22 protein-coding genes, 1 pseudogene and 1 CRISPR repeat array (1 of these 24 running past the window's edge) are annotated in these 24585 nt (G+C 69.5%); of the genes and pseudogenes, 12 read left to right on the forward strand and 11 right to left on the reverse strand.

Going from position 1 to position 24585, the window contains the following annotated elements; all coding sequences use genetic code 11:
- Positions 1-9 precede the first annotated feature (9 nt).
- The 4 genes and pseudogenes from ACIP8W_RS22530 to ACIP8W_RS22545 all read left to right on the forward strand — a co-directional run.
- Positions 10-219: pseudogene (locus ACIP8W_RS22530) on the forward strand (DNA mismatch repair protein MutT); the annotation flags it as partial.
- Between the two features lie 280 nt (positions 220-499).
- Entirely contained in the window at positions 500-1186 is a 687-nt protein-coding gene (locus ACIP8W_RS22535) for a hypothetical protein (RefSeq protein WP_402204324.1), read from the forward strand.
- A gap of 565 nt (positions 1187-1751) precedes the next feature.
- Complete coding sequence (locus tag ACIP8W_RS22540) at positions 1752-2243, forward strand: RICIN domain-containing protein (RefSeq protein WP_401954719.1); 492 nt, start codon at positions 1752-1754, stop codon at positions 2241-2243.
- Between the two features lie 293 nt (positions 2244-2536).
- Entirely contained in the window at positions 2537-2905 is a 369-nt protein-coding gene (locus tag ACIP8W_RS22545; protein WP_401954717.1) for a ribonuclease domain-containing protein, read from the forward strand.
- 160 nt (positions 2906-3065) lie between these two features.
- Here ACIP8W_RS22545 and ACIP8W_RS22550 read toward each other — a convergent pair whose 3' ends face one another.
- The gene (locus tag ACIP8W_RS22550) at positions 3066-3494 is read right to left on the reverse strand and encodes a hypothetical protein (RefSeq protein ID WP_401955001.1); all 429 of its coding nucleotides are present in this window, start codon (positions 3492-3494) and stop codon (positions 3066-3068) included.
- 104 nt (positions 3495-3598) lie between these two features.
- Here ACIP8W_RS22550 and ACIP8W_RS22555 point away from each other — a divergent pair, with 104 nt between their 5' ends.
- The 7 genes from ACIP8W_RS22555 to ACIP8W_RS22585 all read left to right on the forward strand — a co-directional run bounded on the left by ACIP8W_RS22555 (position 3599) and on the right by ACIP8W_RS22585 (position 13552).
- On the forward strand, positions 3599-4519 hold the full coding sequence (locus tag ACIP8W_RS22555; protein WP_401954999.1) for a DUF2797 domain-containing protein: 921 nt from the start codon (positions 3599-3601) through the stop codon (positions 4517-4519).
- Positions 4520-4666: 147 nt separating this feature from the next.
- Positions 4667-5425, forward strand: a complete 759-nt coding sequence (locus ACIP8W_RS22560; RefSeq protein ID WP_401954714.1) for a response regulator transcription factor — start codon at positions 4667-4669, stop codon at positions 5423-5425.
- Complete coding sequence (locus ACIP8W_RS22565; RefSeq protein ID WP_401954711.1) at positions 5422-7083, forward strand: sensor histidine kinase; 1662 nt, start codon at positions 5422-5424, stop codon at positions 7081-7083. The genes ACIP8W_RS22560 and ACIP8W_RS22565 overlap by 4 nt, the downstream gene beginning before the upstream one ends.
- Before the next feature lie 270 nt (positions 7084-7353).
- Positions 7354-8805, forward strand: coding sequence for a glycosyltransferase (locus ACIP8W_RS22570; RefSeq protein WP_402147231.1), 1452 nt, complete (start codon positions 7354-7356; stop codon positions 8803-8805).
- The gene (locus tag ACIP8W_RS22575) at positions 8802-11015 is read left to right on the forward strand and encodes a glycosyltransferase family 39 protein (RefSeq protein WP_402204327.1); all 2214 of its coding nucleotides are present in this window, start codon (positions 8802-8804) and stop codon (positions 11013-11015) included. Before ACIP8W_RS22570 ends, ACIP8W_RS22575 begins: the two co-directional genes overlap by 4 nt.
- Positions 11016-11139: 124 nt before the next feature.
- Positions 11140-12672 (forward strand): MFS transporter, encoded by a 1533-nt coding sequence (locus ACIP8W_RS22580; protein WP_402204329.1) that lies wholly within the window; start codon positions 11140-11142, stop codon positions 12670-12672.
- A 34-nt stretch (positions 12673-12706) separates the two neighbouring features.
- The gene (locus ACIP8W_RS22585) at positions 12707-13552 is read left to right on the forward strand and encodes a TetR/AcrR family transcriptional regulator (protein WP_402204331.1); all 846 of its coding nucleotides are present in this window, start codon (positions 12707-12709) and stop codon (positions 13550-13552) included.
- A 116-nt stretch (positions 13553-13668) separates the two neighbouring features.
- Here the strand turns inward: ACIP8W_RS22585 and ACIP8W_RS22590 are convergent, their stop codons facing one another.
- The 4 genes from ACIP8W_RS22590 to ACIP8W_RS22605 all read right to left on the reverse strand — a co-directional run bounded on the left by ACIP8W_RS22590 (position 13669) and on the right by ACIP8W_RS22605 (position 18088).
- A complete protein-coding gene (locus ACIP8W_RS22590; protein ID WP_401954697.1) occupies positions 13669-14133 on the reverse strand; it encodes a PPOX class F420-dependent oxidoreductase in 465 nt (154 codons plus the stop codon).
- Positions 14134-14182: 49 nt separating this feature from the next.
- Entirely contained in the window at positions 14183-15010 is an 828-nt protein-coding gene (locus tag ACIP8W_RS22595) for a YceI family protein (RefSeq protein WP_401954694.1), read from the reverse strand.
- Between the two features lie 62 nt (positions 15011-15072).
- Positions 15073-17562 (reverse strand): MFS transporter, encoded by a 2490-nt coding sequence (locus tag ACIP8W_RS22600; RefSeq protein ID WP_402204333.1) that lies wholly within the window; start codon positions 17560-17562, stop codon positions 15073-15075.
- A 13-nt stretch (positions 17563-17575) separates the two neighbouring features.
- Positions 17576-18088, reverse strand: a complete 513-nt coding sequence (locus ACIP8W_RS22605) for a MarR family winged helix-turn-helix transcriptional regulator (protein ID WP_402204335.1) — start codon at positions 18086-18088, stop codon at positions 17576-17578.
- 233 nt (positions 18089-18321) lie between these two features.
- Between ACIP8W_RS22605 and ACIP8W_RS22610 the strand changes: the two genes are divergently transcribed.
- Entirely contained in the window at positions 18322-18531 is a 210-nt protein-coding gene (locus ACIP8W_RS22610; protein ID WP_401954686.1) for a hypothetical protein, read from the forward strand.
- A gap of 276 nt (positions 18532-18807) precedes the next feature.
- Here ACIP8W_RS22610 and ACIP8W_RS22615 read toward each other — a convergent pair whose 3' ends face one another.
- From ACIP8W_RS22615 to ACIP8W_RS22640, 6 genes are all read right to left on the reverse strand, one after another.
- Entirely contained in the window at positions 18808-19683 is an 876-nt protein-coding gene (locus ACIP8W_RS22615) for an RNA polymerase sigma factor SigF (RefSeq protein WP_401954683.1), read from the reverse strand.
- Between the two features lie 233 nt (positions 19684-19916).
- Positions 19917-20891, reverse strand: coding sequence for an RNA polymerase sigma factor SigF (locus ACIP8W_RS22620; RefSeq protein WP_402204338.1), 975 nt, complete (start codon positions 20889-20891; stop codon positions 19917-19919).
- A 175-nt stretch (positions 20892-21066) separates the two neighbouring features.
- Positions 21067-21360 (reverse strand): Dabb family protein, encoded by a 294-nt coding sequence (locus ACIP8W_RS22625; protein ID WP_401954680.1) that lies wholly within the window; start codon positions 21358-21360, stop codon positions 21067-21069.
- Between the two features lie 52 nt (positions 21361-21412).
- Positions 21413-21577, reverse strand: a complete 165-nt coding sequence (locus ACIP8W_RS22630) for a hypothetical protein (RefSeq protein WP_401954678.1) — start codon at positions 21575-21577, stop codon at positions 21413-21415.
- A 1163-nt stretch (positions 21578-22740) separates the two neighbouring features.
- On the reverse strand, positions 22741-22995 hold the full coding sequence (locus tag ACIP8W_RS22635; RefSeq protein WP_402204340.1) for a hypothetical protein: 255 nt from the start codon (positions 22993-22995) through the stop codon (positions 22741-22743).
- A 74-nt stretch (positions 22996-23069) separates the two neighbouring features.
- A complete protein-coding gene (locus ACIP8W_RS22640) occupies positions 23070-23318 on the reverse strand; it encodes a hypothetical protein (RefSeq protein WP_402204341.1) in 249 nt (82 codons plus the stop codon).
- Positions 23319-23934: 616 nt separating this feature from the next.
- A CRISPR array of direct repeats spans positions 23935-24585; the repeat unit is 28 nt; unit sequence GGAACACCCCCGCGGGCGCGGGGCCGAC; it runs 1876 nt beyond the window's last position.

The following is a 24585-nucleotide window of genomic DNA, read 5'->3' on the forward strand; positions in this document are numbered from 1 at the left end:
CGCGCCGTCGTCATCGCCTACTCGGACGGTGAGGTGCGCAGACAGTTCAACGTCTGCTTCACCGCCCGTGTGGTCGGGGGCCGGCTCGCGATCTCGGACGAGTCCACGGAACTGCGGTTCGTCCGGCCGGAGGGGATCGATCAACTGCCGATGCACCACACGCAGCGGCTACGGCTTCGGCACTTTCTGGAACACCGTGAGCGGCCGTACCTCGGCTGATGCCGTGCATCCGCGTCGCGGCAACGGTGACGGAGGCTCTCCGGGATCATCTCGGAGAGCCTTTCATGCAGACCGCTGACATCAATACGGCAGAACCCTGGAAGGGCCGGAAGAGCCCTCCTGATTTCCCTTCGAGGCCGGGGCGTCAGTGTGGGACCCGGGGATCATTCTTCCAGGTGGCTATAGGTGATACGAAACGTTTTTCCTGCCCACGGGATGCAAACCTCGGGGTCACTGGCACGCGCCGTTCTGTGCGGGCCTTACCCAGGGAGTTTCAGACATGGCCAACTATCTCGATGCCACATTGCATTTCGGCGGAGACGCATACCGCTTCTTCGCCGGGTACAGCACGGGGGTGGTGACCATCTCTGACGGCGAACCGCACGAGGACACGATCTACATCGAACCGACTCCGCTGTCCAAATTCCAGGAACTGGCCAGCCGTAAAGTCGATTTCACCCGTGTTGACGCGGTCATCCCGGTTACAGATGTCGATGACCAGTTCTGGGCCTTCTCCGGATATCAGTTCACGTATATCTCGGCGCGGGGAACGGGGACCTTGTACGCGGCCCTGCCCATCGATGTGTGCAAGTGCCTGAAAGAAGCCGGGTTCCACCACGTCGACGCGTTCATCCCGATCCCGGGGCATGCTCACCACTTCTGGGTGTTCTCCGGGCGTAAGTGGGCGCGCGTCGAGTTCCCCGACATGCACCCGGACTACAGCAAGCTCCATGGAGAGGTCCGTGATTTCGAGGAATGGGGTGAGCTGTACAGCAAGACCACGTGGGCCAGGATTGATGCAGTGCTTCCGGTCCCCGACCAGCAGCCGCACCAGTTCTGGGTGTTCCACGGAAATGAGTGGGTCCGGATCATCCTCGGCGATGACCCGAACGACCCGAGCCGGACAAAGGTCCGTAATGGGCCGAGCTCGGTCGAGAAGGGATGGAAGACCTTGGCCTCCTTCTAGGGCGCGTATCGGGGCGTGACCAATCTGCGGGAGTTTCGGGAATGGGGTCGGATGTCTTCCGCAGTGTCCGCATCGCTTCCCCCTCAACTGCGTTTTATCCGCTGTCCGTACGTGGCCCACCAGTCGCTGAACGGGTTTTCCTCTGCCGGTGTGGTGACCTCCATGGTCTGGTCCTCTCTCTCATGACCACCCGTTGCCGGGCTGCGCAATGCTCCCGGGGGCGGTAGCCGGCGGTCAAGAGTTCGTTGTTGACGGAGCGGAAAATCGTCGGCGCTTCTCGAATATGTTCGAGATGATGGCCGGTGCCGGTGGTCGGCGGTTGGCTGCTGGGTTTGTGATTATTTCTTCGGGTTATATGATTCGTGAATCGTGAACGATGTGATTTTTTGGAATTAATTGACAAAGTGGAGGTAATGAACCTATTCGAGTGATGAGCCTTCCGTGCCGGGGGTGGCGCTGGTTACCGTTCTTGTCAAGCACGGTCCGCGAATTCCTCCGTGTGAAAGCTCGCTTCGTGCGAAGGCTCGTGCGAAAGCGCGGAGGAATTAAAGGGAAGGGGAATGAAATGTTCAGCTTGGGGAAGACCGCGGTTGCGCTCGGGGCTTCGGCGCTGGTGCTGGGGGGATGGATGGCGCCCGCGAGTCAGGCGGCCGTTGAGGCGGCGCCGGCGGCACAGACGTACTCGCTCTACAACGAGGCGGTCGGGCAGATGCTCGACTCGAACTCCTTCGGGGGCAACGCCATCACCTGGGCGCCCAACGGGTCGGGGTACCAGCGCTGGACCGAGACGCCTGTCACGGGCGGGGTGCAGCTCAGGGACGCGGCCCGGGGCAGGTGCCTCCAGGCTCCCTCGTCCACGGGGGAGCCGGTGGCCATGGCGGTGTGCAATCAGTTCACCCCGTCCCAGCGGTGGAAGCTGGTGGTGGAGGGTGACGACACCCTGATCGCGCGCGCCTCGAACACGGGTGAGGTCATCGCGGCCACGGGGGACAACAGCCAGGTGAGGCTGGAGACGAAGACCAACAGCCGGTTCCAGAGGTGGCTTGTCGCGCCGTGAGGTGTGTGGTGAGGCGTGTCGTGAGAGACGCGTTGCGGTGAGCGGGTGCTTCGTCCGGTAGCCGCCATCTCTGCGGCTGCTTCTGCTGCGTTGCCTTCGCCCTGCCGGGTCTCCCCCCCGGTCTCCCCCTGGCGGGGCGAAGGTGCTGGAGCCCTGTCGGCCGAGTGGGTGGTTTCGCGTGTCTTCGGGGGGCCTGGTCTGTTGCACAGGGGGTGACTACATTCCGTTTTCTGCGGCGCACTGCTGCCGCTGCCCTGTTTCTGACCGCTGTCGCCGTCCCCACGGTGCCCTCGATGTCTTCGGCGACCGCCGTGGTCCGTCCGGCTGATGTGCTTGAACCGGCTCTGCCCGTCGAGGCGTTCCCGGGACAGGTGAAGGAGGCCTGCGAGGTGTGGAAGGAGCTGAATTGGCCGGAGGCCGATCGGGCCCGGGACTATCCGGTGGCGAATACGAACCTCGTCATCCGGGGCAGTAACCGTTACGGCAACCGCAGCGGCGATCTGCCCCAGGCCGGTCGTTATCGCGAGTACGACGTCAACCCGCGCCTGCCTGGTCGGCACCGCGACGCCGAGCGGCTCGTCCGGGACCCCGGGACGCGTGTGGTCTGGTACACGGACGATCACTACGACAACTTCCGGGAGATTTCCTCCGGCTGCTCCTGAGGCCCATCGCCCGCCCCGCCCAGCGCTCGGCGCAAGGTCTGGAGAAGGTCGGCCTCGGGGAAGGCCCGTGGGATCTCCCGGCAGGCATGTTCGCTGAGGAGTTCCAGCGCTTCGGGCGGGGCGTTGTGCATCACGCCAGGGGGGCGCCCGGCCCGGGGCGTCAGGCCGAGGGGAGGTTGGTCGGGGGGCGTTGGGCGGGGCGGGGTTGGAGGTGGGGGACCACGAGGATCTGGTACTCGTCCTCGTAGACGATCCTGCCGGGGTCCGGGGAGCGCACCATGCGGCACTCGACGTCGTGTGCCGCGAGGATGTCCAGGTAGCGGTCCACGCGCTTGATCAGTTCCTCGGCGGAGGACTTGAACCAGGCGACCGCGCCGGGGTTCACCTCGGGGTCGTACGCGTAGGGGTCGACGGCCGACGGGTCGGGGTAGTGGGCGTCGTACCAGTCGTTGCCCTCCCGCCAGATCCGCCGCTCCTCGTCGGTCAGGAGGCCGTCCCGCTCCAGGCCGTTGGCCAGGGCGAAGACGCCGGGGAAGTGGCCGAGCGGGCTCTGGACCGTGCCCTGGAACCGTATGAACTGCGTATCCATCCGGATCGCCTCCGCGTCGCCTCGCTGCCGGTGGCCGCTCGCGGGGCCGCTTACGGCGGTCATTCTGCCAGCCGTTCGATCATCGAAGAGTAGGTTGGGTGCCTATGGCATGGCGCTGCGAAGGGCTTCGGTGGGCGGACGCCGCGCCCGTACTGGTGTGGCGGCGGGCCGGTGGCGGGGAGCGGCGGGAGAGCGTCCTGCGGTACGGGCGTGAGCTGGGGTTCCGCGCGATCGGGGCGCGGGGGTGTGTCGGGGCCCGGGGCAACGTGTGCCCCCTGGGGGCGCCGGTCGCCGCGCGGAGTACGGGCGCGCGGTGCCGTGAGTGCGCGCGGCTGGAGCGGGCGCACTCGGTGGCCGCCGACACCGTCGCCGATGATCCCCGCACCTATCGCGTCTATCTCGCGTGGTTCGGGCCCGGGATGGTCAAGGTCGGGATCACCGCCGAACAGCGCGGCCCCGCGCGGCTGTTGGAGCAGGGCGCGGTAGCGTTCAGCTGGCTGGGGCGCGGCCCGCTGATGGCCGCGCGCCGGACCGAGGAGCTGCTGCGCAGCGCGCTGGGCGTGCCGGACCGTATCCCGTATGCCCGGAAGCGGGCCGTCAGGGCCGTACTGCCGGCGCGGGAGGAACGCATCCGCGAGATCGAACTTCTGTACGGGCGGGTGGTCGCCCTGGAGGGGCGCGGCTGGCCGGAGTCGCTGGAGCGGATCGCGTTCGAGGCGGTGGACCACGCCGGGGTGTTCGGGGTGGCGGCGCTGGCGGGGACGGCCTCGGGTGTGGTGAGCGAGCTGGTCGACGGCGGGTGCGTCAGCGGTCGGCTGATCGCGGCGGCCGGGCCCGATCTGTATCTCGAACCCGGGGACGGTTCGGGGGACAGAGGGCCGGTCGTTCTCGACACGCGGCTCATCCGGGGGTGGGAGCTGGCCGGGGCCGCCGTCGGGCTCGGGATCACCGTTCCCGTACGACCCGCCCCCACGTATCCCCTGGGGGACGCGGACGGCGGCGGTGTGCAGGACGGGCTTTTCTGAAGGGGGTTTTCAGGGCTCCTGAGGTGGGCTGCCTGGGGGGAGTCTGGGGGGCTTCGCGCGGTTTCTGTGCGGTGCCTGTGTGTTTTCTCAGGGAAATCACAGGAAGTGGAAAGCCGACTCTCAGGGGACTTCCCCAGTGTGGGCACCATGACCATCACCTCGCCCCGCGGGCGCACCGAAATGCTCAGGCCGGACGGGAGCCCCGTCCGTGTGCTCGTCGTCGACGACGAGGCCTCGCTCACCGAGCTGCTGTCCATGGCTCTGCGGTACGAGGGGTGGGAGGTCCGCAGCGCGGGCGACGGCGCCGGGGCCACGCGTGCGGCGCGGGAGTTCCGGCCGGACGCGGTGGTGCTGGACGTGATGCTGCCCGACATGGACGGGCTGGCGGTGCTGGGCCGGCTGCGGCGCGATCTGCCGCAGGTGCCCGTCCTCTTCCTCACCGCGAAGGACTCCGTGGAGGACCGGATCGCCGGACTGACCGCGGGCGGTGACGACTATGTCACCAAGCCGTTCAGCCTGGAGGAGGTCGTGGCCCGGCTGCGCGGGCTGATCCGGCGGTCCGGCGCGGCCACCGTACAGAGCGAGTCGATGCTGGTCGTCGGGGATCTGACGCTGGACGAGGACAGCCACGACGTCACCCGGGCCGGGCAGTCCATCCATCTGACCGCGACCGAGTTCGAGCTGCTGCGCTACCTGATGCGCAATCCGCGCCGGGTGCTCAGCAAGGCGCAGATCCTCGACCGGGTGTGGTCGTACGACTTCGGAGGCCAGGCCAACGTCGTCGAGCTGTACATCTCCTATCTGCGCCGGAAGATCGACGCGGGCCGCCCGCCGATGATCCACACCCGGCGGGGCGCGGGCTATCTGATCAAGCCCGGTGAGCAGCCCGGCGACACCCTCCGATGAGCGGTACGAGGGGTACGGACACGGGCATCGGCGGGGCCGGGCGGCGCTGGTCGCTGCGGACCCGGCTGGTTGTGTCGGCGGTCGTGCTGATCGCGGTCGTGGCGTCGGTGATCGGGGCGGTCACGACGATCGTCTTCCGGTCCAACCTGTACAACCAGCTGGATGACCAGGTGTACTCCATCGCCAAGCGCGCGGCCGGGCCGCCGAACGGTGCCCCTGAGGGACCGTTCGGGCAGATGGACGGCGAGAACCCGCTGAAGATCGCCCTGGGTGGCGGTGCGCCGGTCAACACCGTCGGTGCCGAGGTGACGGACGGCAAGATCAGCCAGGCGCTGCGCAGCACCGACACGGAGAACGGCACGACAGGCCCGAGGGTCGCGCCGAAAACGCTCAGCGCGGCACAGGAGGCGGCCCTCGCCACCGTCCCGCACAGGGAGAAGACGACCACCACGGTCACTCTGCCCGGCCTCGGCGACTACCGGGTCGAGTACATCAGCGGCTTCCGCGGCGACTTCCTCATCGGTGTCCCTCTTACCGATGTGCAGGAGAACCTGAGGACCCTGGTGATCGTGGAGATCTGTGTCACCCTCGCCGGGCTGACCGCCGCCGGGATCGCCGGTGGCGCCCTGGTCGGGGTCGCGCTGCGACCGCTCAGGCGGGTCGCCAACACCGCGACCCGGGTCTCCGAACTTCCGCTGCACAGTGGCGAGGTGGCCCCGCTGGTACGGGTCCCGGACGCGGAGGCCGATCCCCGCACCGAGGTCGGGCAGGTCGGCGCGGCGCTCAACCGGATGCTGGGACATGTCGGCTCGGCGCTCGCCGCGAGGCAGCAGAGCGAGACACGCGTACGGCAGTTCGTCGCGGACGCCGGCCATGAACTGCGCACCCCCCTGGCCTCGATCCGCGGGTACGCCGAGCTGACCCGGCGCGGCCGCGAGGACACCGGCCCCGACACCCGGTACGCGCTCGGCCGTATCGAGGCCGAGGCGGAGCGGATGACGGGCCTGGTCGAGGACCTGCTGCTGCTGGCGCGGCTCGACGCGGGACGCCCGCTCTCGTACGAGAACACCGATCTCTCCCCACTGGTCGTGGACGCCGTGAGCGATGCCCATGCCGCGGGGCAGGACCACCACTGGCGCCTTGAGCTGCCGGAACCGGACGGACCCGAGGTTTCTGTACGCGGCGACGCGCCCCGTCTCCACCAGGTGCTCGTCAATCTGCTCGCCAACGCCCGTACGCACACCCCGCCCGGCACCACCGTCATCGCACGCGTCCGCCGGGTCGCCGGGCCGGACGGCGGTGGGGTCCAGGTCGGCCGCTCCTCCGTGCTGCTCGAAGTGCAGGACGACGGTCCGGGCATTCCTCCTTCGCTCCTTCCCCATGTCTTCGAACGCTTCGCGCGCGGTGACGCGTCGCGCTCCCGCGCGGCCGGCTCCACCGGTCTCGGGCTCGCGATCGTCCAGGCGGTCGTGACCGCCCACGGCGGCACCGTGAGTGTGGAGAGCGTGCCCGGCCGGACGGTCTTCTCCGTATGCCTCCCGGCCGCGCCTCCGTCCGCAGCCGTCTTCGGAACCGAGGCCGACGCGGACGCGGAGGACACGGCTGCCTTCCCACAGCCACAGCCACAGTCCCAGCCCCGGGCACAGTCCCAGCCGTAGTCGCAGTCGCAGTCGCAGTCCCCGGCGCAGCCCAGGCGCGGCCCCAGGCGCGGCCCCAGGCGTAGTCCCAGTCCCAGTCGTAGTCGCAGCCCCGGGCGCGATCACCGGCCCAGCCTCCGTACTCCTCGCAGGCCCCGTACGCCTCACAGGAACCACAGACACCGCAGGTCCCGCAGGGGTCCGGGGTGGACGGGCACGACGGTCCCGAATCACAGACTGGCCACAGGCTCACCACACGGCCATGACAGCGCGGGTCGCGAATCTCGAATCATGCGAACCGACACTTCATGGGGCACTCTCCCGGCCCGGGAGCATCTCCCGGTCGAGGTGACCGATGCCCCCGTGCTTGACGTGACGATCCCCGTCTACAACGAGGAGCAGGACCTCGAACCATGTGTGCGGCGCCTGCACGACCATCTCGCCCGCACCTTCCCCTACAGCTTCCGCATCACGATCGCCGACAACGCGAGCACCGACCGCACACCCGATGTGGCCGCCCGGCTCGACTCGTCGATTCCCGAGGTGCGGTCCTACCGCCTGGAGGAGAAGGGCCGTGGCAGGGCGCTCCGCACGGTCTGGTCGCATTCCGACTCACCCGTCCTGGCCTATATGGACGTGGACCTGTCCACCGACCTCAACGCGCTGCTGCCGCTGGTGGCACCGCTGATCTCGGGCCACTCCGATCTGGCGATCGGGTCGCGGCTGTCCCGCTCGTCGCGGGTCGTGCGCGGTACGAAGCGCGAGTTCATCTCGCGGGCCTACAACCTCATTCTCAAGTCCTCTCTGTCCGCTCGGTTCAGCGACGCGCAGTGCGGCTTCAAGGCCATACGCAGGGACGTCGCGCAGCGGCTGCTGCCGATGGTCGAGGACACCGGCTGGTTCTTCGACACGGAAATGCTCGTCCTCGCCGAACGCGCCGGACTGCGGATCCACGAGGTGCCGGTCGACTGGGTCGATGACCCGAACAGCACGGTGCACATCGTCAAGACTGCGACTGAGGATCTCAAGGGCGTCTGGCGGGTGGGGAGGGCGTTGGCGGTGGGCGCCCTGCCTTTGGACCGGCTGTCGAGGCCCTTCGGGGATGACCCGAGGGATCGCCGGATCGGGGGAGTTCCGCGCGGTCTCGCGCGGCAACTTGTCGGCTTCTGTGTCGTGGGCGCCCTGTCCACGCTCTTCTATCTTCTCCTCTACTCCGGCTTCAGGTCCATGGCGGGGCCACAACTCGCCAATGCGTTTGCGCTGCTGATTTCCGCGGTAGCCAACACCGCCGCCAACCGGAGGCTCACCTTCGGGGTACGAGGACGGGACCGCGCCGTCCGCCACCAGGCCCAGGGACTGGTCGTCTTCGCGATCGGCCTGGCCCTGACCAGCGGCTCCCTGGCCGCCCTGGACGCGGCCTCCGGCGCACCCTCCCACTCCACCGAACTCGCCGTACTCATCACCGCCAACCTCGCCGCGACCGTGCTGCGCTTCCTCCTGCTACGCGCCTGGGTCTTCCCGGAGCAGCGCATGGAGAGCGCGCACGGCGCGGACTGTACGGAAAACGGCGGTACGGAAAACGGCGGTACGGACCGTACGGAAAACACCGGCCACCTCCGGCCGGGCTACCGGACGCCGCCGCCCGCCGTCCACAGCAACGGCAACGCCCACAGCAACAGCAACGCCCACAGCAACGGCAGTGACGACGACAACGCCGCCCTCTACTCAAGGAACGCCCGATGACCATCACCCTCCAGCCCGACGGGGCTCTGCCGGCGGCGGACAGCCAGGACCGCCCCCTCGCCGTGGGCCGCGCCGCGCGCTTCTGGCGCGGCAGGCCCGAGGACGCGGCCTGGGTGCGCCCGGCGCTCCTCGCGCTGATCCTTGCCACCGGGCTGCTCCAGCTCTGGAATCTGAGCGCTTCCGGTTACGCCAACTCCTTCTACTCCGCGGCCGTCCAGGCAGGCAGCGAGAGCTGGAAGGCGTTCTTCTTCGGCTCCTCCGACGCCGCGAACTCCATCACCGTCGACAAGCCCCCGGCCGCCCTCTGGCCGATGGCCCTCTCCGTACGCCTCTTCGGTCTCGGCTCGTGGCAGATCCTGGTGCCCGAGGTGCTGATGGGGCTCGGTACGGTCGCGGTGCTGTACGCGGCCGTACGCCGTCGCTTCAGCGCCGTCGCCGGGCTGACCGCGGGCCTGGTGCTCGCGCTGACGCCGGTCGCGGCGCTGATGTTCCGCTTCAACAACCCGGACGCGCTGCTCGCGCTGCTGATGACCGTCACCGTCTACTGCGTGCTCCGCGCGCTGGAGGCCGGGCGGACCAAGTGGCTGGTGTGGGCGGGTGTCGCGGTCGGCTTCGCCTTTCTGACGAAGACGCTCCAGGCGTTCCTGATCCTGCCTCCGCTGGCGCTGGTGTACGCGGTCTGCGCGCCCACCACCCTCCGTCGCAGGCTCGGCCAGCTCGCCCTGTCGGCCGGTGCCATGGTGGCCTCGGCCGGCTGGTGGGTCGCGATCGTGGAGCTGTGGCCCGCGTCCTCACGTCCGTACATCGGTGGTTCGCAGAACAACTCCTTCCTTGAGCTGACCTTCGGCTACAACGGCCTCGGTCGGATCAACGGCAACGAGACCGGCAGCGTCGGCGGGGGCGGGGGCGGCGGTAGCACCGGTCAGTGGGGCGCGACCGGCATCGGCCGGATGTTCAACTCGGAGATCGGCGGCCAGATCTCGTGGCTGCTGCCCGCCGCGCTGCTGCTGCTCGTCGCCGGGCTCGTCATCACCCGCAGGGCCACCCGTACGGACACGGCGCGCTCCGCGTTCCTCGTGTGGGGCAGCGCGATGCTGATGACGATGGCCGTCTTCAGCTTCATGGCCGGCATCTTCCACCAGTACTACACGGTGGCGCTGGCCCCCTACATCGCCGCCGTCATCGGCATGGGCGTGGCGGTGCTCTGGGAGGAGCGGAGCAACATCCTGGCGTCGGTGACGCTCGCGGTGGTCACCGGCTCCACGGCGGTCTGGGCGTACGTCCTGCTCGCCCGCACCCCGGACTACCTGCCCTGGCTGCGCTGGGCGGTCCTGATCGGCGGCCTGTTCGCGGCGGCGGGTCTGCTGCTCGTCGGCAAGCTGGGACGCAGGCTGGCGATCGCGGCGGCGGGTCTCGCGGCCGTGGCCTCGCTGGCCGGGCCGTTCGCGTACACGCTCTCCACGGTCAACAGCGCGCACACCGGCTCGATCGTCACGGCGGGCCCTGCCTCCATGGGCGGCCCCGGCGGTATGGGCGGTGGTCGTGGCCCCGGCGGTGACGGTGGCCGCGGTGGCATGACCCCGCCCGGACAGCAGGGCACGGGACAGCAAGGAAACGGTACGGGTACGGGCACCCAGAACCAGAACGGCCAGAACCAGAACGGCCAGAACCAGAACGGCCAGAACCAGAACGGCATGGGCCAGAACGGCATGGGCCAGCCCCCCACGGGCGGCGGCGGCCAGATGGGCCAGCCCCCGGCCGGCACCGGCACCACCCGGAACGGCACCACGCAGCGGCCCGGCGGAATGCCCGGCGGCATGGGCGGCGGCACGGGCGAGCGCGGCGGTATGGGCGGCCTCCTCAACGGCCAGAAGGTCAGCGCCGAGGTCGAGACCGCGCTCAAGAAGAACGCCTCCGACTACACCTGGGTCGCCGCCGCCATCGGCTCCCAGAACGCGGCCAGCTACCAGCTCGCCACCGAGAAGCCGGTCATGGCGATCGGCGGCTTCAACGGCAGCGACCCCTCACCGACCCTGGCGCAGTTCAAGCAGTACGTCGCCGACGGGAAGATCCACTACTTCCTCTCGGGCAGCGGCGGCGGCCCCGGCGGGGGCGGCAGCTCCTCCATCACCACCTGGGTCGAGGCCAACTTCAAGAAGGTCACCGTGGACGGCACGACGCTCTACGACCTGACGCAGAAGACGACCTGACGCAGAAGCCCAAGCCGAACGACAGAAGGCAAGCCGAACGACAGATAGTAGATATACAGCGTAAGAGAACTCCTTGTACGGTGTACGGCGACGCCAGTCCCATACACCGTACAAGGAGTTTTTCATGACGGCGACGGCCGCCGAGAGCAACCGGAACCTCACCGCCCCCACCCGCCACCCGCAGCGCTGGCTCATCCTCGGTGTCATCGTCCTCGCCCAGCTCACCGTGATGCTCGACAACACCGTCCTCACCGTCGCGATCCCCTCCCTCACCCGCGAACTGGACGCGTCCACCGCCGATATCCAGTGGATGATCAACGCGTACGCGCTGGTCCAGGCGGGTCTGCTGCTCACCGCGGGCAACGCCGCCGACCGGTACGGCCGCAAGAGGCTGCTGCTCGCCGGGCTCGCGCTGTTCGGGATCGGCTCGCTCGTCGCCGGACTCGCCCAGTCCAGCGCGCAGTTGATCGCCGCCCGCGCCGGAATGGGCGTCGGGGGCGCGCTGCTGACGACCACGACGCTCGCCGTCGTCGTCCAGATCTTCGACGAGACGGAACGCGTCAAGGCCATCGGCATCTGGTCGACGGTCAACTCCCTCGGCTTCGCCGCCGGGCCGCTGCTCGGCGGGGTCGTGCTCGACCACTTCTGGTGGGGCGCGATCTTCCTGATCAACATCCCGGTCGCGGCCCTGGGCCTGGTCGCGGTCGCCGCGCTCGTACCGGAGTCGCGGAGCAAGCGGGGCGACCGGCCGGATCTGCTCGGCGCGCTGCTCTCCACCGTCGGGATGACCGCTCTCGTGTACGCGATCATCTCCGGCCCCGACCACGGCTGGACCTCCGGACAGGTGCTGCTCCCGGGCTGCGGCGGGGCGCTGGTGCTCGGGCTGTTCGTGCGCTGGGAGCTGCGGACCCCGTACCCGATGCTGGACATGCGCCTCTTCCGCGACCAGCGCTTCGTCGGGGCGGTCGGGGGCGTGATCCTGGTCGCGTTCGGGATGAGCGGCTCGCTCTTCCTGCTGACCCAGCACCTCCAGTTCGTCCTGGGGTACGGCCCGCTGGACGCGGGGCTGCGGACGGCTCCGCTGGCCATCGCCGTCGTCGTACTGAACCTGACGGGGGTCGCCGCGCGGATCGTAGGGCGGCTCGGCGCCCCCGGCGCCATCGGCACCGGGATGTCGCTGGTCGCCGCCGGACTCGCGGCCGTCGCGCTGCTCGGCGGGCGGGGGTACGCGGGGATGCTGCTCGGCCTGGTCGTGATGGGCGTCGGGGTCTCGCTCTCGATGCCCGCCATGGCGAACGCCCTGATGAGCGCGATCCCGCCGGAGAAGGCGGGTGTGGGCGCGGCGGTCAACGGCACGCTCGCCGAGTTCGGCAACGGCCTCGGCGTCGCCGTCCTGGGCGCCGTGCTCACCTCCCGCTTCGCCGCGCTCGTCCCGACGGCCGTGGGCGCGGCCTCGCTGCCCGTCGCGCTCGCGGCGGCGGACGGGGAGACGGAGCGGCTGCGGATCGCCGACGCGTTCGCCGCGGGGCTGGAGACGAGCCAACTGGTCGGCGCGGCGGCCGTACTGGCGGGCGGGCTGCTCGCGGCGCTGCTCCTGCGCCGGGCCGAGCGCGCGACGGCGACCGCCGCCTCCCTGGGCGGACCGGGCGCGGCATAGCATCGGAACGGCCGGACGAGACGAGGAGGCCCCCATGGTGTCGGAAGTCGACAGCGCCGAACGGCCGATTCGTACCAGCGTATGGCTGGAGGGCAGGTCTCCGGGCCGGGGCGGTAGGAGCAACAGGGGCGACGACGGTACGGCCCACCCGTCCGGGCTCGACCGCGACCGCATCACCGCCGTGTCGGTACGGCTGCTCGACGCGGAGGGCCACGCGAAGTTCTCCATGCGCCGGCTCGCCGCCGAGCTGGGGGTGACCGCGATGTCGCTCTACTGGTACGTCGACACCAAGGACTACCTCCTCGAACTCGCCCTGGACTCCGTCTTCGACGAGGTCCGTGTCCCCGACGCGAGCACCGACGACGAGACGGCCGACGCGGCCACCGACGACGCCACCGACTGGCGCGTCCAGCTGCGGGACCTGGCGGTCGGCTACCGGGCGCTGCTGGTCCGCCACCCCTGGGTCTCGCCGCTGATCGGCAAGTACCTGAACATCGGCCCCCGTTCGATGGCCTTCTCCGCCGCCGTACAAGCGGTCATCCGCCGTACAGGACTGCCGCCGCACCGGGAGCAGGGCGGGATCGCGGCGGTCTTCCAGTTCGTGTACGGATTCGGCACGGTCGAGGGCCACTTCGTGCAGCGCTGCGCCGATGCCGGGCTCAGCCAGGAGGCGTACTTCCGGCGGGCGATGGGGGCGATCGGAGACCAGCCACGGCTCGCGGGGGCGTTCGCCGACATGGAGGGCGCGCGGGGGGCGGACGGCGGTGCCTCGGTGGAGGTGATGCGCGACCAGGACTTCGATTTCGCGCTCGAACTCCTGGTCGCGGGCATCGACGCGATGTGCGCCCGCGAGCCTCACGAGCCCCGTGCCGCGTCGTAAGTCGCGCTCACCGCACTGGGTAACCGGCACGAGACCCGCCCTGCGGCACGAGACCGGCTCTACGGCACCAGGCGGGCTCTACGACACCAGGCGGGCTCTACGACACCAGGCGGGCTCTACGGCACCAGGCGGGCCGGGAAGCCGCCCGTGGCCAGCGGTCCCCAGCGCTCGGGGGTGACGCGGATGATCGACTTGCCCTGCTTGACCATGGCCGCGCGGTACTCGTCCCAGTCGGGGTGCTCGCCCGCGATGTTCCGGTAGTACTCCACCAGCGGTTCGACCGACTCGGGGCAGTCGATCACCTCGGCGACGCCGTCGACCTGCACCCACGGGCCGTTCCAGTCGTCCGACAGGACGATCACACTCACCCGCTCGTCCCGCTTGGCGTTGCGCGTCTTGGCGCGCTCGGGGTACGTGGAGACGACGATCCGCCCCGAGTCGTCGACCCCGCAGGAGAGCGGCGAGCCCTGCGGACGCCCGTCCGCACGGGTGGTCAGCAGGATCGCCCGGTGCCGGGGGCGTACGAACTCCAGCAGACCCGCGAGGTCCACGGTCGTATTCGTTGCGATGTTCGGTGCCATGGCCCGCAGCCTAACGCCGCGTCCCCCCGCCCCACCGCTACACCCACCGCTACGCCTCCGGCAGGTTCTCCCCCTGTACGGCCTGGATGTCCAGCTCCACCCGCAGGGTCGCGCCGATCGCCGCGATGCCCGCCGACACCACCTGGTTGTAGTTGATGGCGAAGTCCCCGCGATGCAGCTCCGCCGTCGCGTGGAAGGCCGCCCGTACCCCGCCCCACGGGTCGGGTCCCGTGCCCAGATAGCTCAGGTCGAGGTCCACCTCGCGCGCGACCCCGTGCAGCGTCAGCGTGCCGTGCACCTTCCAGCGGTCCGGGCCCGCCGGGGTCAGTCCCGTACTGCTGTACGTGATCTCCGGGTACCGCTCCACGTCCAGGAAATCGGGCGACCTGAGGTGTTTGTCGCGCAGTGCGTTGCCGGTGTCGATGGTCGCCGCCGGGATGACGGCCTCGACGTGGGCCCGCTCCTGGCCGTCCCCGGTCTCCTCGATCTCGATCCGGCCGCCGAAGCCGGTGAACCGCCCGCGCACGCTGGAGATCCCCAGGTGCTGGGCGACCGCGCCCACCGACGAGTGCGCCGGGTCGATGCTCCACACCCCGGCCGGCGGCAGCTCGACGCCGCCCTGTCTGGCCAGCACCACCGTGCCAAGCTCCGCCCGGCCGGTCCTGGTGACCAGCGCGGTGGAGGCGACCGGCGCGTAGCCGACGGCCGTGACGACCACGGTGTACGGGCCGGGCGCGAGCGCCGAGCCGTCCTGTACGTGGCCTTCGTCGTCGGCGGCCGTCCGCAGCACCTGGGCGCCGCTCATGTCGGTCATGGTCACGACCGCGTGCTGGACCGCCCAGCCGTCCCGCGTCCGTACCTGTCCGCGAAGTCCCATCGCCTTCTCTCCTCGATCCCACCGGGGTCCCGGTGCCGGACGCCGAACTGTCGGGCGTCCAACTACCCGCCAGGATGCGCCAGTTCGATGTCATGGCTGTCAACTCCGTGGCCGGCGACCGTCAGTGAGCCGGCCACCGGAGGGTATCCGGTCGCGATGACGGTGTACTCGCCCGAGTCCAGGTCGGTGAAGCCGTACGCCCCGTCCTCCCCGGTCGTCGCCGTGGCGACCACGTTCCCGGCCGCGTCGACCAGCGTCACCCGCGCGTCGGACGCGGGCCGCCGCGCGGCACCGGCCCTGACCGTGCCCCGGAGCAGGGCGCCGGAGCGCAGGACGGCCTCGACCCGGGTGGCGCCCTGGCCGCCGATCTCCACGGGCAGCGCCGTCGGGCGGTAGCCCGGGGCGTTGACCGCGACGGTCACCGAGCCGGGGATCAGCTCGCCGAAGGCGAACTCCCCCTGCCCGGCGGTCCTCCCGGTGGCCAGCACATCGCCGCGCACATCGGTCACGATCACCATCGCGCCCTCGATGGGCAGCCCGCCCTCGGCCGCGCGCACGGAGCCGGTGAGTCCGCTCGTACCGGAGAGCAGGATGTCGTACGGCAGCGGCGCGTCCCCGACGACCACGGTGGACGCCTGCGGCTGGAAGCCGTCGGCGGAGGCGATCAGGACGTACGAGCCGGGGCCCGGCGCGTCCAGCGAGTAGCCGCCGTCGGGCCGCGCGACCGCGCGGGCCAGCTGGCGGCCGGTCAGCGAGATCAGGGTGACGGCGGCGCGGGGCACGCCCGCCCCTTCGGCGCCGAGGACCGTACCGCGTACGGGGGTACCGGCCGGCGCCTCCGGCAGGGGCAGGACGGGAGCCGTGGCCACCGCGGCCCGCACGGACTCCGCGGCCTGCGCAGACTCAACAGCTTGTACGGACTTCACCGGAGCGGCGGCGTTCTCGGGGACCGTGGCACCGGAGGTGTGACCGGCGGCCCGGGTCCTCAGCGCGACCTCCTTGATGAACAGCGTCAGCAGGAAGGCGACCAGCGCGGCCGGGGCCGAGTAGAGGAAGACGTCGCCGACTCCGTGTCCGTACGCCACCTCCATGACCTGCCGCAGGGGGGCGGGCATCGAGGCCAGGTCCGGGATACCGCCGCCGCCACTCGACTTGGCCAGGGCGGCGCCCTGCGGGCCGAGCGCGGTCAGGCCGTCCGTGACGTAGTGGGTGACCCGGTTGCCGAGCACCGCGCCCAGCGCCGAGACGCCGACCGCGCCGCCCAGGGAGCGGAAGAAGGTCACGGTGGAGCTGGCGGAGCCGAGGTCCTCGGGGGCGACCTGGTTCTGGGTGGCGAGGACCAGGTTCTGCATCATCATGCCGACGCCGAGGCCCATCAGCGCCATGTAGACGCCCAGGTGCCAGTACGGGGTGTCGTACCGGATGGTGCCCAGCAGTCCGAGCCCCGCCGTCACCAGCACACCACCGCTGACCAGCCAGACCTTCCAGCGGCCCGTCTTGGTGATGATCATGCCGGAGACGGTCGAGGAGACGAACAGACCACCGATCATCGGGATGGTCATGACACCGGACATGGTCGGCGACTCGCCGCGCGCCAGCTGGAAGTACTGGCTGAAGAACACGGTCCCGGCGAACATCGCGACACCGACGAAGAGCGAGGCCAGCGAGGCCAGGGTGATCGTCCGGTTGCGGAAGAGCCGCAGCGGGATGATCGGCTCGCTCGCCCTCGACTCCACGAGGACGAAGAGCGCGCCCAGCAGGATCGATCCACCGACCATCGTCCAGGTCTGCCAGGAGATCCAGTCGTACTTGTCACCCGCGAAGGTGACCCAGACCAGCAGCAGCGAGACGGCCGCGCTGATGAGGAAGGCACCGCCCCAGTCGACCTTGACCTCGCGCTTGACGACCGGGAGGTTCAGGGTCTTCTGAAGGACGATCAGCGCGATGACGGCGAACGGTACGCCGACGTAGAAGCACCAGCGCCAGCCCAGCCACGAGGTGTCGGTGATGACCCCGCCGAGCAGCGGGCCGCCGACGGTCGCGACGGCGAAGGTCGCGCCGAGGTAGCCGCTGTACCGGCCGCGCTCGCGCGGGGAGATCATCGCGGCCATGACGATCTGCGCGAGCGCGGAGAGACCGCCCACCCCGATGCCCTGGACCACCCGGAGGGCGATCAGCGTGCCCGAGTTGTGCGCGAGACCGGCCAGCACGGAGCCCAGGACGTAGATCACCAGGGCTATCTGGACCAGCAGTTTCTTGCTGTAGAGGTCGGAGAGCTTGCCCCACAGCGGGGTGGACGCGGTCATCGACAGCAGCGCCGCGGTCACCACCCAGGTGTAGGCGCTCTGGCCGCCGCCGAGGTCGGCGATGATGTGCGGCAGGGCGTTGGAGACGATCGTCGACGAGAGGATCGCGACGAACATGCCCAGCAGCAGCCCGGACAGGGCCTCCATGATCTGGCGGTGTGTCATCGGCGTGCCGGTCGCGGCAGCGGGGACGGCCCCATGCTTGGCGTGGCCGCCCCGCACACCCGATGGTGTGGTCGTAGCCATTGAATTCCTTGTCCTACGTCTTGTGCGGTGTGGGTGTACGGGGGGTGGACGTACCGGTGTACGGGCCGGTGCGCGGGTCCTCGTGACGCCGGTCCCGGCAGTCGGTGAAGGCGCCGCGGAGCCGGTCCAGCATCGTGTTGAGTTGTCCGACCTCGTCGTCGGTCCAGCTGTCGAGCGCGTACGCGAACACCTCGGTGATCCGCCGGGCCAGCTCGTCGAGCAGCTCCTGCCCGGCCGGGGTGATCCGCAGGATGCGCGAGCGCCTGTCGGCGGGGTCGGGCATGCGCTCGATCCAGCCACGTTCCGCGACATGGGCCACCTGCCTGCTGGTGACCGACATGTCGACGGCGAGCAGCTCGGCGAGCCGGCTCATCCGCATCTCCCCGTGCCGTCCCAGCAGGGTCAGTACGGCGGCGGCGCCACCGGGGCACTCGGCGGGCAGAGCTCGGTCGAGGCCGCGCTTCACGGTGCCGATCGCGCTGAGCTGTCGGGCCAGTTCCGCGTATGTGCGCCGCGCTGCGGGCATGGGCCCCTCCCGATATTTCGTTGCTTGGAGCAACTATAGAACCCTAGGGGAAGTTGGTTGCTGCAGGCAAACTAAATCGGGCCGATCGCGGTAAAGGAACCCAAAAGGCTTCGCATGACCGAGGTCATGCGGGGCGAGCGAGGGGCGAGACAGGTCGTACGAGAGGTCCGGGAAGGGGCGCGAGAGGGACCGGAGTTGGGCGGGGCCCCGGCGGTTCGCTAGGGTCCTGGCACATGGCACACAACCCCCATGCTCCGCAGGGACCCGAGGGAACTCCTGACCCGGCGGGCAGCACTCAGATGTTCCGCGCGTTCGTCGACGACGGCGAGCCGCAGCGCAGGCAGACGCCTCGGCAGCAGAGCGGACCCAAGCCCGGGGTGATCATCGGTGCGGTCGCGGCCGTGGTGATCCTGGCCGTGGTGGCCTGGCTGGCCTTCCGCTGACGGATCGTGGGCGGGCGGCGGTGGCGGGGACGTAGTACGGCGCGGGCGCCGAAGGAGCTGCTGTACGGCATGGCGCTTCTGTCGGACGGCGGCGAGCCGAGCGATCCCGTGCGGAAGCTTCCGGTTCCCCGGTTTTCCGGTTCCTCGGTTTACGGTTCCTCGGTTTACGGTTCCTTGGTCTCTTCGGTTTCTTCGGTTCTCCAGCTCTCCGGCCGAACCCCGCCCGGGACATCGTCCACGGCACATGGAGTGGACGGTGGGCGGGGTCCGTGTGCCTCAGTCCGAGATCAGCCCCTCGCGGAGCTGCGCGAGCGTACGGGTCAGCAGCCGCGAGACATGCATCTGGGAGATGCCGACCTCCTCGCCGATCTGTGACTGGGTCATGTTCGCGAAGAACCGGAGCATGATGATCTGCCGCTCACGGGGCGGGAGCTTGGCCAGCAGCGGCTTGAGGGACTCGCGGTACTCGACGCCTTCCAGCGCCATGTCCTCGTAGCCCAGCCGGTCCGCGAGCGAGCCCTCGCCGCCGTCGTCCTCGGGGGAGGGCGAGTCCAGCGAGGAGGCCGTGTACGCGTTGCCGACCGCGAGGCCGTCGACCACGTCCTCCTCGGACACGCCCAGTACGACGGCGAGTTCGGGCACGGTCGGCGAACGGTCGAGCTTCTGCGCCAGCTCGTCGCTGGCCTTGGTCAGCGCGAGGCGCAGCTCCTGGAGCCGGCGCGGGACCCGTACCGACCAGGAGGTGTCCCGGAAGAAGCGCTTGATCTCGCCGACGACGGTCGGCATCGCGAACGTCGGGAACTCGACGCCCCGTTCGCAGTCGAACCGGTCGATCGCCTTGATCAGGCCGATGGTGCCGACCTGGACGATGTCCTCCATCGGTTCGTTACGGCTGCGGAAGCGGGCCGCCGCGTACCGCACCAGCGGGAGGTTCAGCTCGATGAGGGTGTCACGTACGTAGGCGCGCTCCGGGCTGTCCTGTTCGAGCACGGCGAGCCGCAGGAACAGGGAGCGGGACAGAGTGCGTGTGTCGATGGCTTCAGGCTGGGACACACGTGGCCGGACTGGCTGGACCACGTGGTCGAGCGCATGGGGCTCGGGAGCGCTCTTTGTGAGCGTGAGCACCTTCGAGCTGCCCTGTTCTACGGACATGCCACCCCCTTGAGGTCGCGGACGGTCGCGGCGGCCGCTCCCGTCGGAGGAACGCAGCCTCCACCTGAATACCGGCGGTGGGACTGCGGCAAACGCGGTTCCAGCAGAATGTCACATGTCGGCAACACGCTGTAGTGACATGTCGACAAGTTGGCGGGTGATGCGTCCGCTATTGGGGCGGTATCCTGCTTTTCGTCCGGTGGGGTGAGTTGACAGGTTTTTACCTGGGAGGGTTACGCCTCGATCCGATTTGCGGATCGCAACCGGGCGAAACTTCTGGCGAGCAATCTGGAAACGTGCATCTGGGAAACGCCCAGTTCCTGGCTGATCTGTGACTGCGTCAGGTTGTTGTAGTACCGCAGCATCAGGATGCGCTGCTCCCTCTCGGGCAGTTGCACCAGCAGATGGCGAACCAGGTCGCGGTGTTCGACCCCGGCCAGCGCGGGGTCCTCGTACCCGAGCCGGTCCAGCAGTCCCGGCAGCCCGTCGCCCTCCTGCGCGGCTTCCAGGGAGGCGGCGTGGTACGAGCGTCCCGCCTCGATGCAGGCCAGCACCTCGTCCTCGGAGATCTTCAGCCGCTCGGCGATCTCGGCGGTGGTGGGCGAGCGGCCGTGAGCCGTCGTCAGATCCTCGGTGGCACCGGTGACCTGGACCCAGAGCTCATGGAGCCGACGCGGTACGTGGACCGTCCGTACATTGTCCCGAAAGTAGCGCTTGATCTCGCCGACGACGGTCGGCATCGCGAAGGTGGGGAACTGGACACCGCGGTCGGGGTCGAACCGGTCGATGGCGTTGATCAGGCCGATGGTGCCGACCTGGACGACGTCCTCCATGGGCTCGTTACGGCTGCGGAAGCGGGCCGCCGCGTACCGCACCAGCGGCAGATTCGCCTCGATGAGTGCCCCGCGCACCCGGGAGTGCGCCTGGCAGCCGGGCTTCAGCTGCTTCAGCTCGGCGAAGAGGACCTGGGTGAGCGCCCTGGTGTCGGCGCCGCGGCTCTGCGGGGTGCGGGGCGGATCGGTTTCGACGACGGTTTCGACGGCGGTTTCGACGACGGTCTCGACCGCGGTCCCGGTCCCGGGCGTGATCACCGTCGTGGTCTGGTTCTGGTTCTGGGGTTGAGGAACGGTTTCGGCCACTGTCTCGGTGATGACAGTGTCGGGGTGCTGGCTCTGGGGCAGCACTTGAGGTGTCGTACTGGCCGGCACGGTTACGCCACCCCTTTGCGGTCGACTACGTCAACTCATCCGTCAAAAGCGGTCATAGCATCACAAGACATGTCCACTGTGTGCAAGCACCCGGAAAAACCGTGTTGACGTCAAAATGGGGTAATAAACCCAAAAACCCCGCACCGAAAGGGTGCGGGGTGGGGGAGCGGACGGCTCAGAACTCGTAGTCGGCGATCACCCAGGTGGCGAATTCGCGCCACTGTGCGGTACATGCCTGATGGGCCGGGTGGTCCAGATAGCGCTGGAGCGCGTCCCGGTCGGCGACCGCCGAGTTGATGGCGAAGTCGTAGGCGATCGGCCGGTCGGTGATGTTCCAGGCGCACTCCCAGAACTCGGCCTCGGGAACCACCCCGCCCAGCTCCGTGGAAGCCTTCGCCGCGGCGATCACCCGGGGCTCGTCGCGCGAGACGCCCTCGTTGAGCTTGAACAGGACCAGGTGGCGGATCATGGGGCACTCCTCAGGGGTGACACGGACCGGGGGTGGGGGCGATGTCGGCCGGTCAGCCGACGAGCGAGGTCATGAACTGCCCGACGCTCTGAGCGGCACCGGCAATGCCCTCGAACCCTACCTGGACGAGTTCGGCGGACCGCTCGGGAGCGGTGATGATCGTGTACAGCACGAAGACGGTGAGCCCGTACATCACGATCTTCTTCGCTTGCCCCATGGGCCACGTCCTCCCCGGTCTCCCCACGTGCGGTCGCGAGAGTCTAACCGTATGAACTGCTTTGCCCGGAAGCCCTCATCGCAGGCCCCGGAACTCCGCTCGGCGATCAACGCAGCCGAAACACCGACCGTACGGGCGCCCGCGGCCGGATCCGCAACGGAGTGACGGGCTCGAAGCCGTGGCGGTGGCGGGAGCGGTGCCCTGAGCGAGCCGACGGTGGACGGGATCACTGGTCGGAGAAGGTCCAGAACAGACCGACCCGGTGTCCGAGACGATGACGAGCCCGCAGTCCTCCAGGAGGACACTCGGCGGGCTGTACCGAAGCTCCGCAGCGTGAAGTCCAGTGTGCCGGGCGTGCTGCCGCTCCTGCCGGCATGGGCGGAGTAGCCGGCGCCGTCCCCGTAACGCGCGAGGATCGTGCGTGCCATCGCCCGCGGTTCGTCCGGGGACTCATCGAAGTACCGGAGGTTGGCCAGGGTGCAGCCGCCCTCCGTGAGGGCCAGGAGCAGGTTCTCGGCGCTGTCCCGGTCGATCCGCCTGAGGCGCCCCGCGACGTACTCCGGAGGGTGGACGGCGAACGGGTACGTGGGAAACCCCATGTGCTCGGAGCCATGTGCCGCGTCGTCCACGCGGGCCCAGCCCCGGGGGTCCGGGACCCGGACCGTCACCGCGAGGACGTCGAGCGTCCAGTCCTCTTGGCGACGCGGGCCCGTGGCGATGTGCGCGTACGCGTCCCTGTACAGGTGACGTACCGCGGCATCCCGGGATCTTTCAAGCCCGTCTGCCTGTGGGGCGTGATGCCAGGTCTGGAAGCAGGCCGGGCATCACGCTGTGCCTGGCGGCCCGCTTTGCGCACGGCCGCGCCGCGTTCGCACCGATGGCGGTCGGGACAGCTGAACCGAATCACCACTGGTCGGATGGGTTTCCCGTTGGCCACTGCCGTATCGCGCTGAACCCGAGTCCTGGCAAGAACGTTGTCCGTGCGGCCGAACCGCCGACACCGTGGGCTCGCACGTCCCGGTGCGCACGTCACTGCCGAGTACATCGAGCGGGCGGCGGGCCGGGGAAAGGTCAGACGCGGACCCATTCCACGGGGCTGCTGCGGCCTATGGATGCGGCGTGGCAGAGCTTCGGAATGTGGGAACCGTCGGTGGATGCGACCTTCATGGGGCCGCCCGAGCAGGCCGCGGTGGCGCGAGCGCGTCCACGACGTTTTCGTGACCGTCCAGGCCGGCGTCCTCCAGTAGTTCTGCCGCGCGGTCGGCGATGATCTCGGTTGCGGGGATGATGGTGAGTCGGGAGCGGAGCCGGCGCAGGTGGTTCGCGGCCTGTCCGGTGCGGCGGACTTCGGCGATGCCGACCGTGGAGATCGCGGCTACGTATCCCTCGGCTTCGGCGACCTTGAGCATCAGTGCCATTCTGCGGTCCTGGTCGGCTAGGAGGGACAGCGGCTGTGCATCAAGGACGAGGAGGGCGCGGGGGAACGACGGGACTACTCGCCGTGCCATGTCCGGCGGGCCTCCTCGATCTCCTCGGGAGTGAAGGAGCCGTGCTCGTCTTCGTACGCCTCGACGATCTCCCTGGTTTTGGTCAGGGCGAGGGCGTGTTCAACGGCGTCGGAGACGAAGCGCGAGAAACCCCGGGCGCCGGTGCGGGCTGCTACCTCGCGGGCAAGTGATCTGGGGATAGTGACGGACTTCTTGACGGTGGTCTCGTCCGGAGGCGCGGGATCGATAACCATGCATCCTTATCCCACCAGAAGTAGGACTTCTGTCCAGTCGGATGCAGACCTTCCGGCGGTCTCCTGTGGGCCCCTCTGCCGGGAAGCGGGCCCTCCCGTGAAGCGAAAAAGGCTCCTGGTCGGCCCGCAGGGGCGGGATCCCTCCGTGGGAGGCGCAACGCGCCTGGCGTGCGGGTCGGTTGCGCTTCTGCCAGCTCCCGTTCCGTACGGTCGTGCGGAACGTTCCGCACGCAAAACACCCTCCTGATCGCGTTTCCGCAGGTCAGGAGGGTTTGAGAGCGGTAGCGGAGGGATTTGAACCCGCTTGCGTGACCCGTCTCACCTGCGGTTTTCCCCGAGAGTGGGACATACCACCCTGTTTCTGTCCCGCTGGACCCTGCTCGATCGGCCTCTGACGGGTTCGGTGTGGACGTGTCCACACCGTGAGAAGGGCCTCCGGCCGTCCGTTTTCGCCTGCCTTCTCAGTGGTCGATCCGGGGTGTGCGGTGGCTGCTGGTTCCGTGCCCATCCTGCCGGAGGCTGCTCAGAACGGTCGTGCAAGGGCCTGAATCCATCTTCGCGAATGGTCGCAGAGTGTAATCGGTATGTGGTGTGCACGGACGGCGGTGAGGCACCGGGAACATCTCCGTAGGCGCGGGGCCGACCCGACCGTGACCACGATCAGCGTGGCGAGGATCGGAACACCCCCGCGGGCGCGGGGCCGACTTGCCGAGCTTGGTCCACGCCGCGGGGTCGTGGGGAACACCCCCGCGGGCGCGGGGCCGACGGGGGCGGCGGTGGCGAACAGGTGGGCGGCCGGAACACCCCCGCGGGCGCGGGGCCGACCGGGACGCGGTGACCTTGCAGTCAGCACGCAGCGGAACACCCCCGCGGGCGCGGGGCCGACCCACGGCCAGTCCCAGCGGGCGAAATCCCCGTGGGAACACCCCCGCGGGCGCGGGGCCGACCCGCACTCAGGGCCGCATACTCGCGGACCATCGGGAACACCCCCGCGGGCGCGGGGCCGACGTGCGGTCCCGCGTCGCCACGTTGATCGCTGTGGGAACACCCCCGCGGGCGCGGGGCCGACGTCTCCTGCTGGGACTCCAGACGACCGTACAACGGAACACCCCCGCGGGCGCGGGGCCGACACGACGATCCCGATCATCAGCAGCAGACAGCCCGGAACACCCCCGCGGGCGCGGGGCCGACACGACGATCCCGATCATCAGCAGCAGACAGCCCGGAACACCCCCGCGGGCGCGGGGCCGACCGCAGCATCTTGGTA

Source organism: Streptomyces sp. NPDC088554, from assembly GCF_044752945.1.
Lineage (GTDB): Bacteria > Actinomycetota > Actinomycetes > Streptomycetales > Streptomycetaceae > Streptomyces.

Bases quoted from the DNA above. Each gene is read 5' to 3' on its own strand.
- ACIP8W_RS22535 (WP_402204324.1), top strand. From the start codon at position 500: ATGGCCAACTATCTCGATGCCACATTGCATTTCGGCGGAGACGCATAC.
- ACIP8W_RS22540 (WP_401954719.1), top strand. From the start codon at position 1,752: ATGTTCAGCTTGGGGAAGACCGCGGTTGCGCTCGGGGCTTCGGCGCTG.
- ACIP8W_RS22545 (WP_401954717.1), top strand. From the start codon at position 2,537: ATGTCTTCGGCGACCGCCGTGGTCCGTCCGGCTGATGTGCTTGAACCG.
- ACIP8W_RS22550 (WP_401955001.1), bottom strand. From the start codon at position 3,494: ATGGATACGCAGTTCATACGGTTCCAGGGCACGGTCCAGAGCCCGCTC.
- ACIP8W_RS22555 (WP_401954999.1), top strand. From the start codon at position 3,599: ATGGCATGGCGCTGCGAAGGGCTTCGGTGGGCGGACGCCGCGCCCGTA.
- ACIP8W_RS22560 (WP_401954714.1), top strand. From the start codon at position 4,667: ATGACCATCACCTCGCCCCGCGGGCGCACCGAAATGCTCAGGCCGGAC.
- ACIP8W_RS22565 (WP_401954711.1), top strand. From the start codon at position 5,422: ATGAGCGGTACGAGGGGTACGGACACGGGCATCGGCGGGGCCGGGCGG.
- ACIP8W_RS22570 (WP_402147231.1), top strand. From the start codon at position 7,354: ATGCGAACCGACACTTCATGGGGCACTCTCCCGGCCCGGGAGCATCTC.
- ACIP8W_RS22575 (WP_402204327.1), top strand. From the start codon at position 8,802: ATGACCATCACCCTCCAGCCCGACGGGGCTCTGCCGGCGGCGGACAGC.
- ACIP8W_RS22580 (WP_402204329.1), top strand. From the start codon at position 11,140: ATGACGGCGACGGCCGCCGAGAGCAACCGGAACCTCACCGCCCCCACC.
- ACIP8W_RS22585 (WP_402204331.1), top strand. From the start codon at position 12,707: ATGGTGTCGGAAGTCGACAGCGCCGAACGGCCGATTCGTACCAGCGTA.
- ACIP8W_RS22590 (WP_401954697.1), bottom strand. From the start codon at position 14,133: ATGGCACCGAACATCGCAACGAATACGACCGTGGACCTCGCGGGTCTG.
- ACIP8W_RS22595 (WP_401954694.1), bottom strand. From the start codon at position 15,010: ATGGGACTTCGCGGACAGGTACGGACGCGGGACGGCTGGGCGGTCCAG.
- ACIP8W_RS22600 (WP_402204333.1), bottom strand. From the start codon at position 17,562: ATGGCTACGACCACACCATCGGGTGTGCGGGGCGGCCACGCCAAGCAT.
- ACIP8W_RS22605 (WP_402204335.1), bottom strand. From the start codon at position 18,088: ATGCCCGCAGCGCGGCGCACATACGCGGAACTGGCCCGACAGCTCAGC.
- ACIP8W_RS22610 (WP_401954686.1), top strand. From the start codon at position 18,322: ATGGCACACAACCCCCATGCTCCGCAGGGACCCGAGGGAACTCCTGAC.
- ACIP8W_RS22615 (WP_401954683.1), bottom strand. From the start codon at position 19,683: ATGTCCGTAGAACAGGGCAGCTCGAAGGTGCTCACGCTCACAAAGAGC.
- ACIP8W_RS22625 (WP_401954680.1), bottom strand. From the start codon at position 21,360: ATGATCCGCCACCTGGTCCTGTTCAAGCTCAACGAGGGCGTCTCGCGC.
- ACIP8W_RS22630 (WP_401954678.1), bottom strand. From the start codon at position 21,577: ATGGGGCAAGCGAAGAAGATCGTGATGTACGGGCTCACCGTCTTCGTG.
- ACIP8W_RS22635 (WP_402204340.1), bottom strand. From the start codon at position 22,995: ATGGCACTGATGCTCAAGGTCGCCGAAGCCGAGGGATACGTAGCCGCG.
- ACIP8W_RS22640 (WP_402204341.1), bottom strand. From the start codon at position 23,318: ATGGTTATCGATCCCGCGCCTCCGGACGAGACCACCGTCAAGAAGTCC.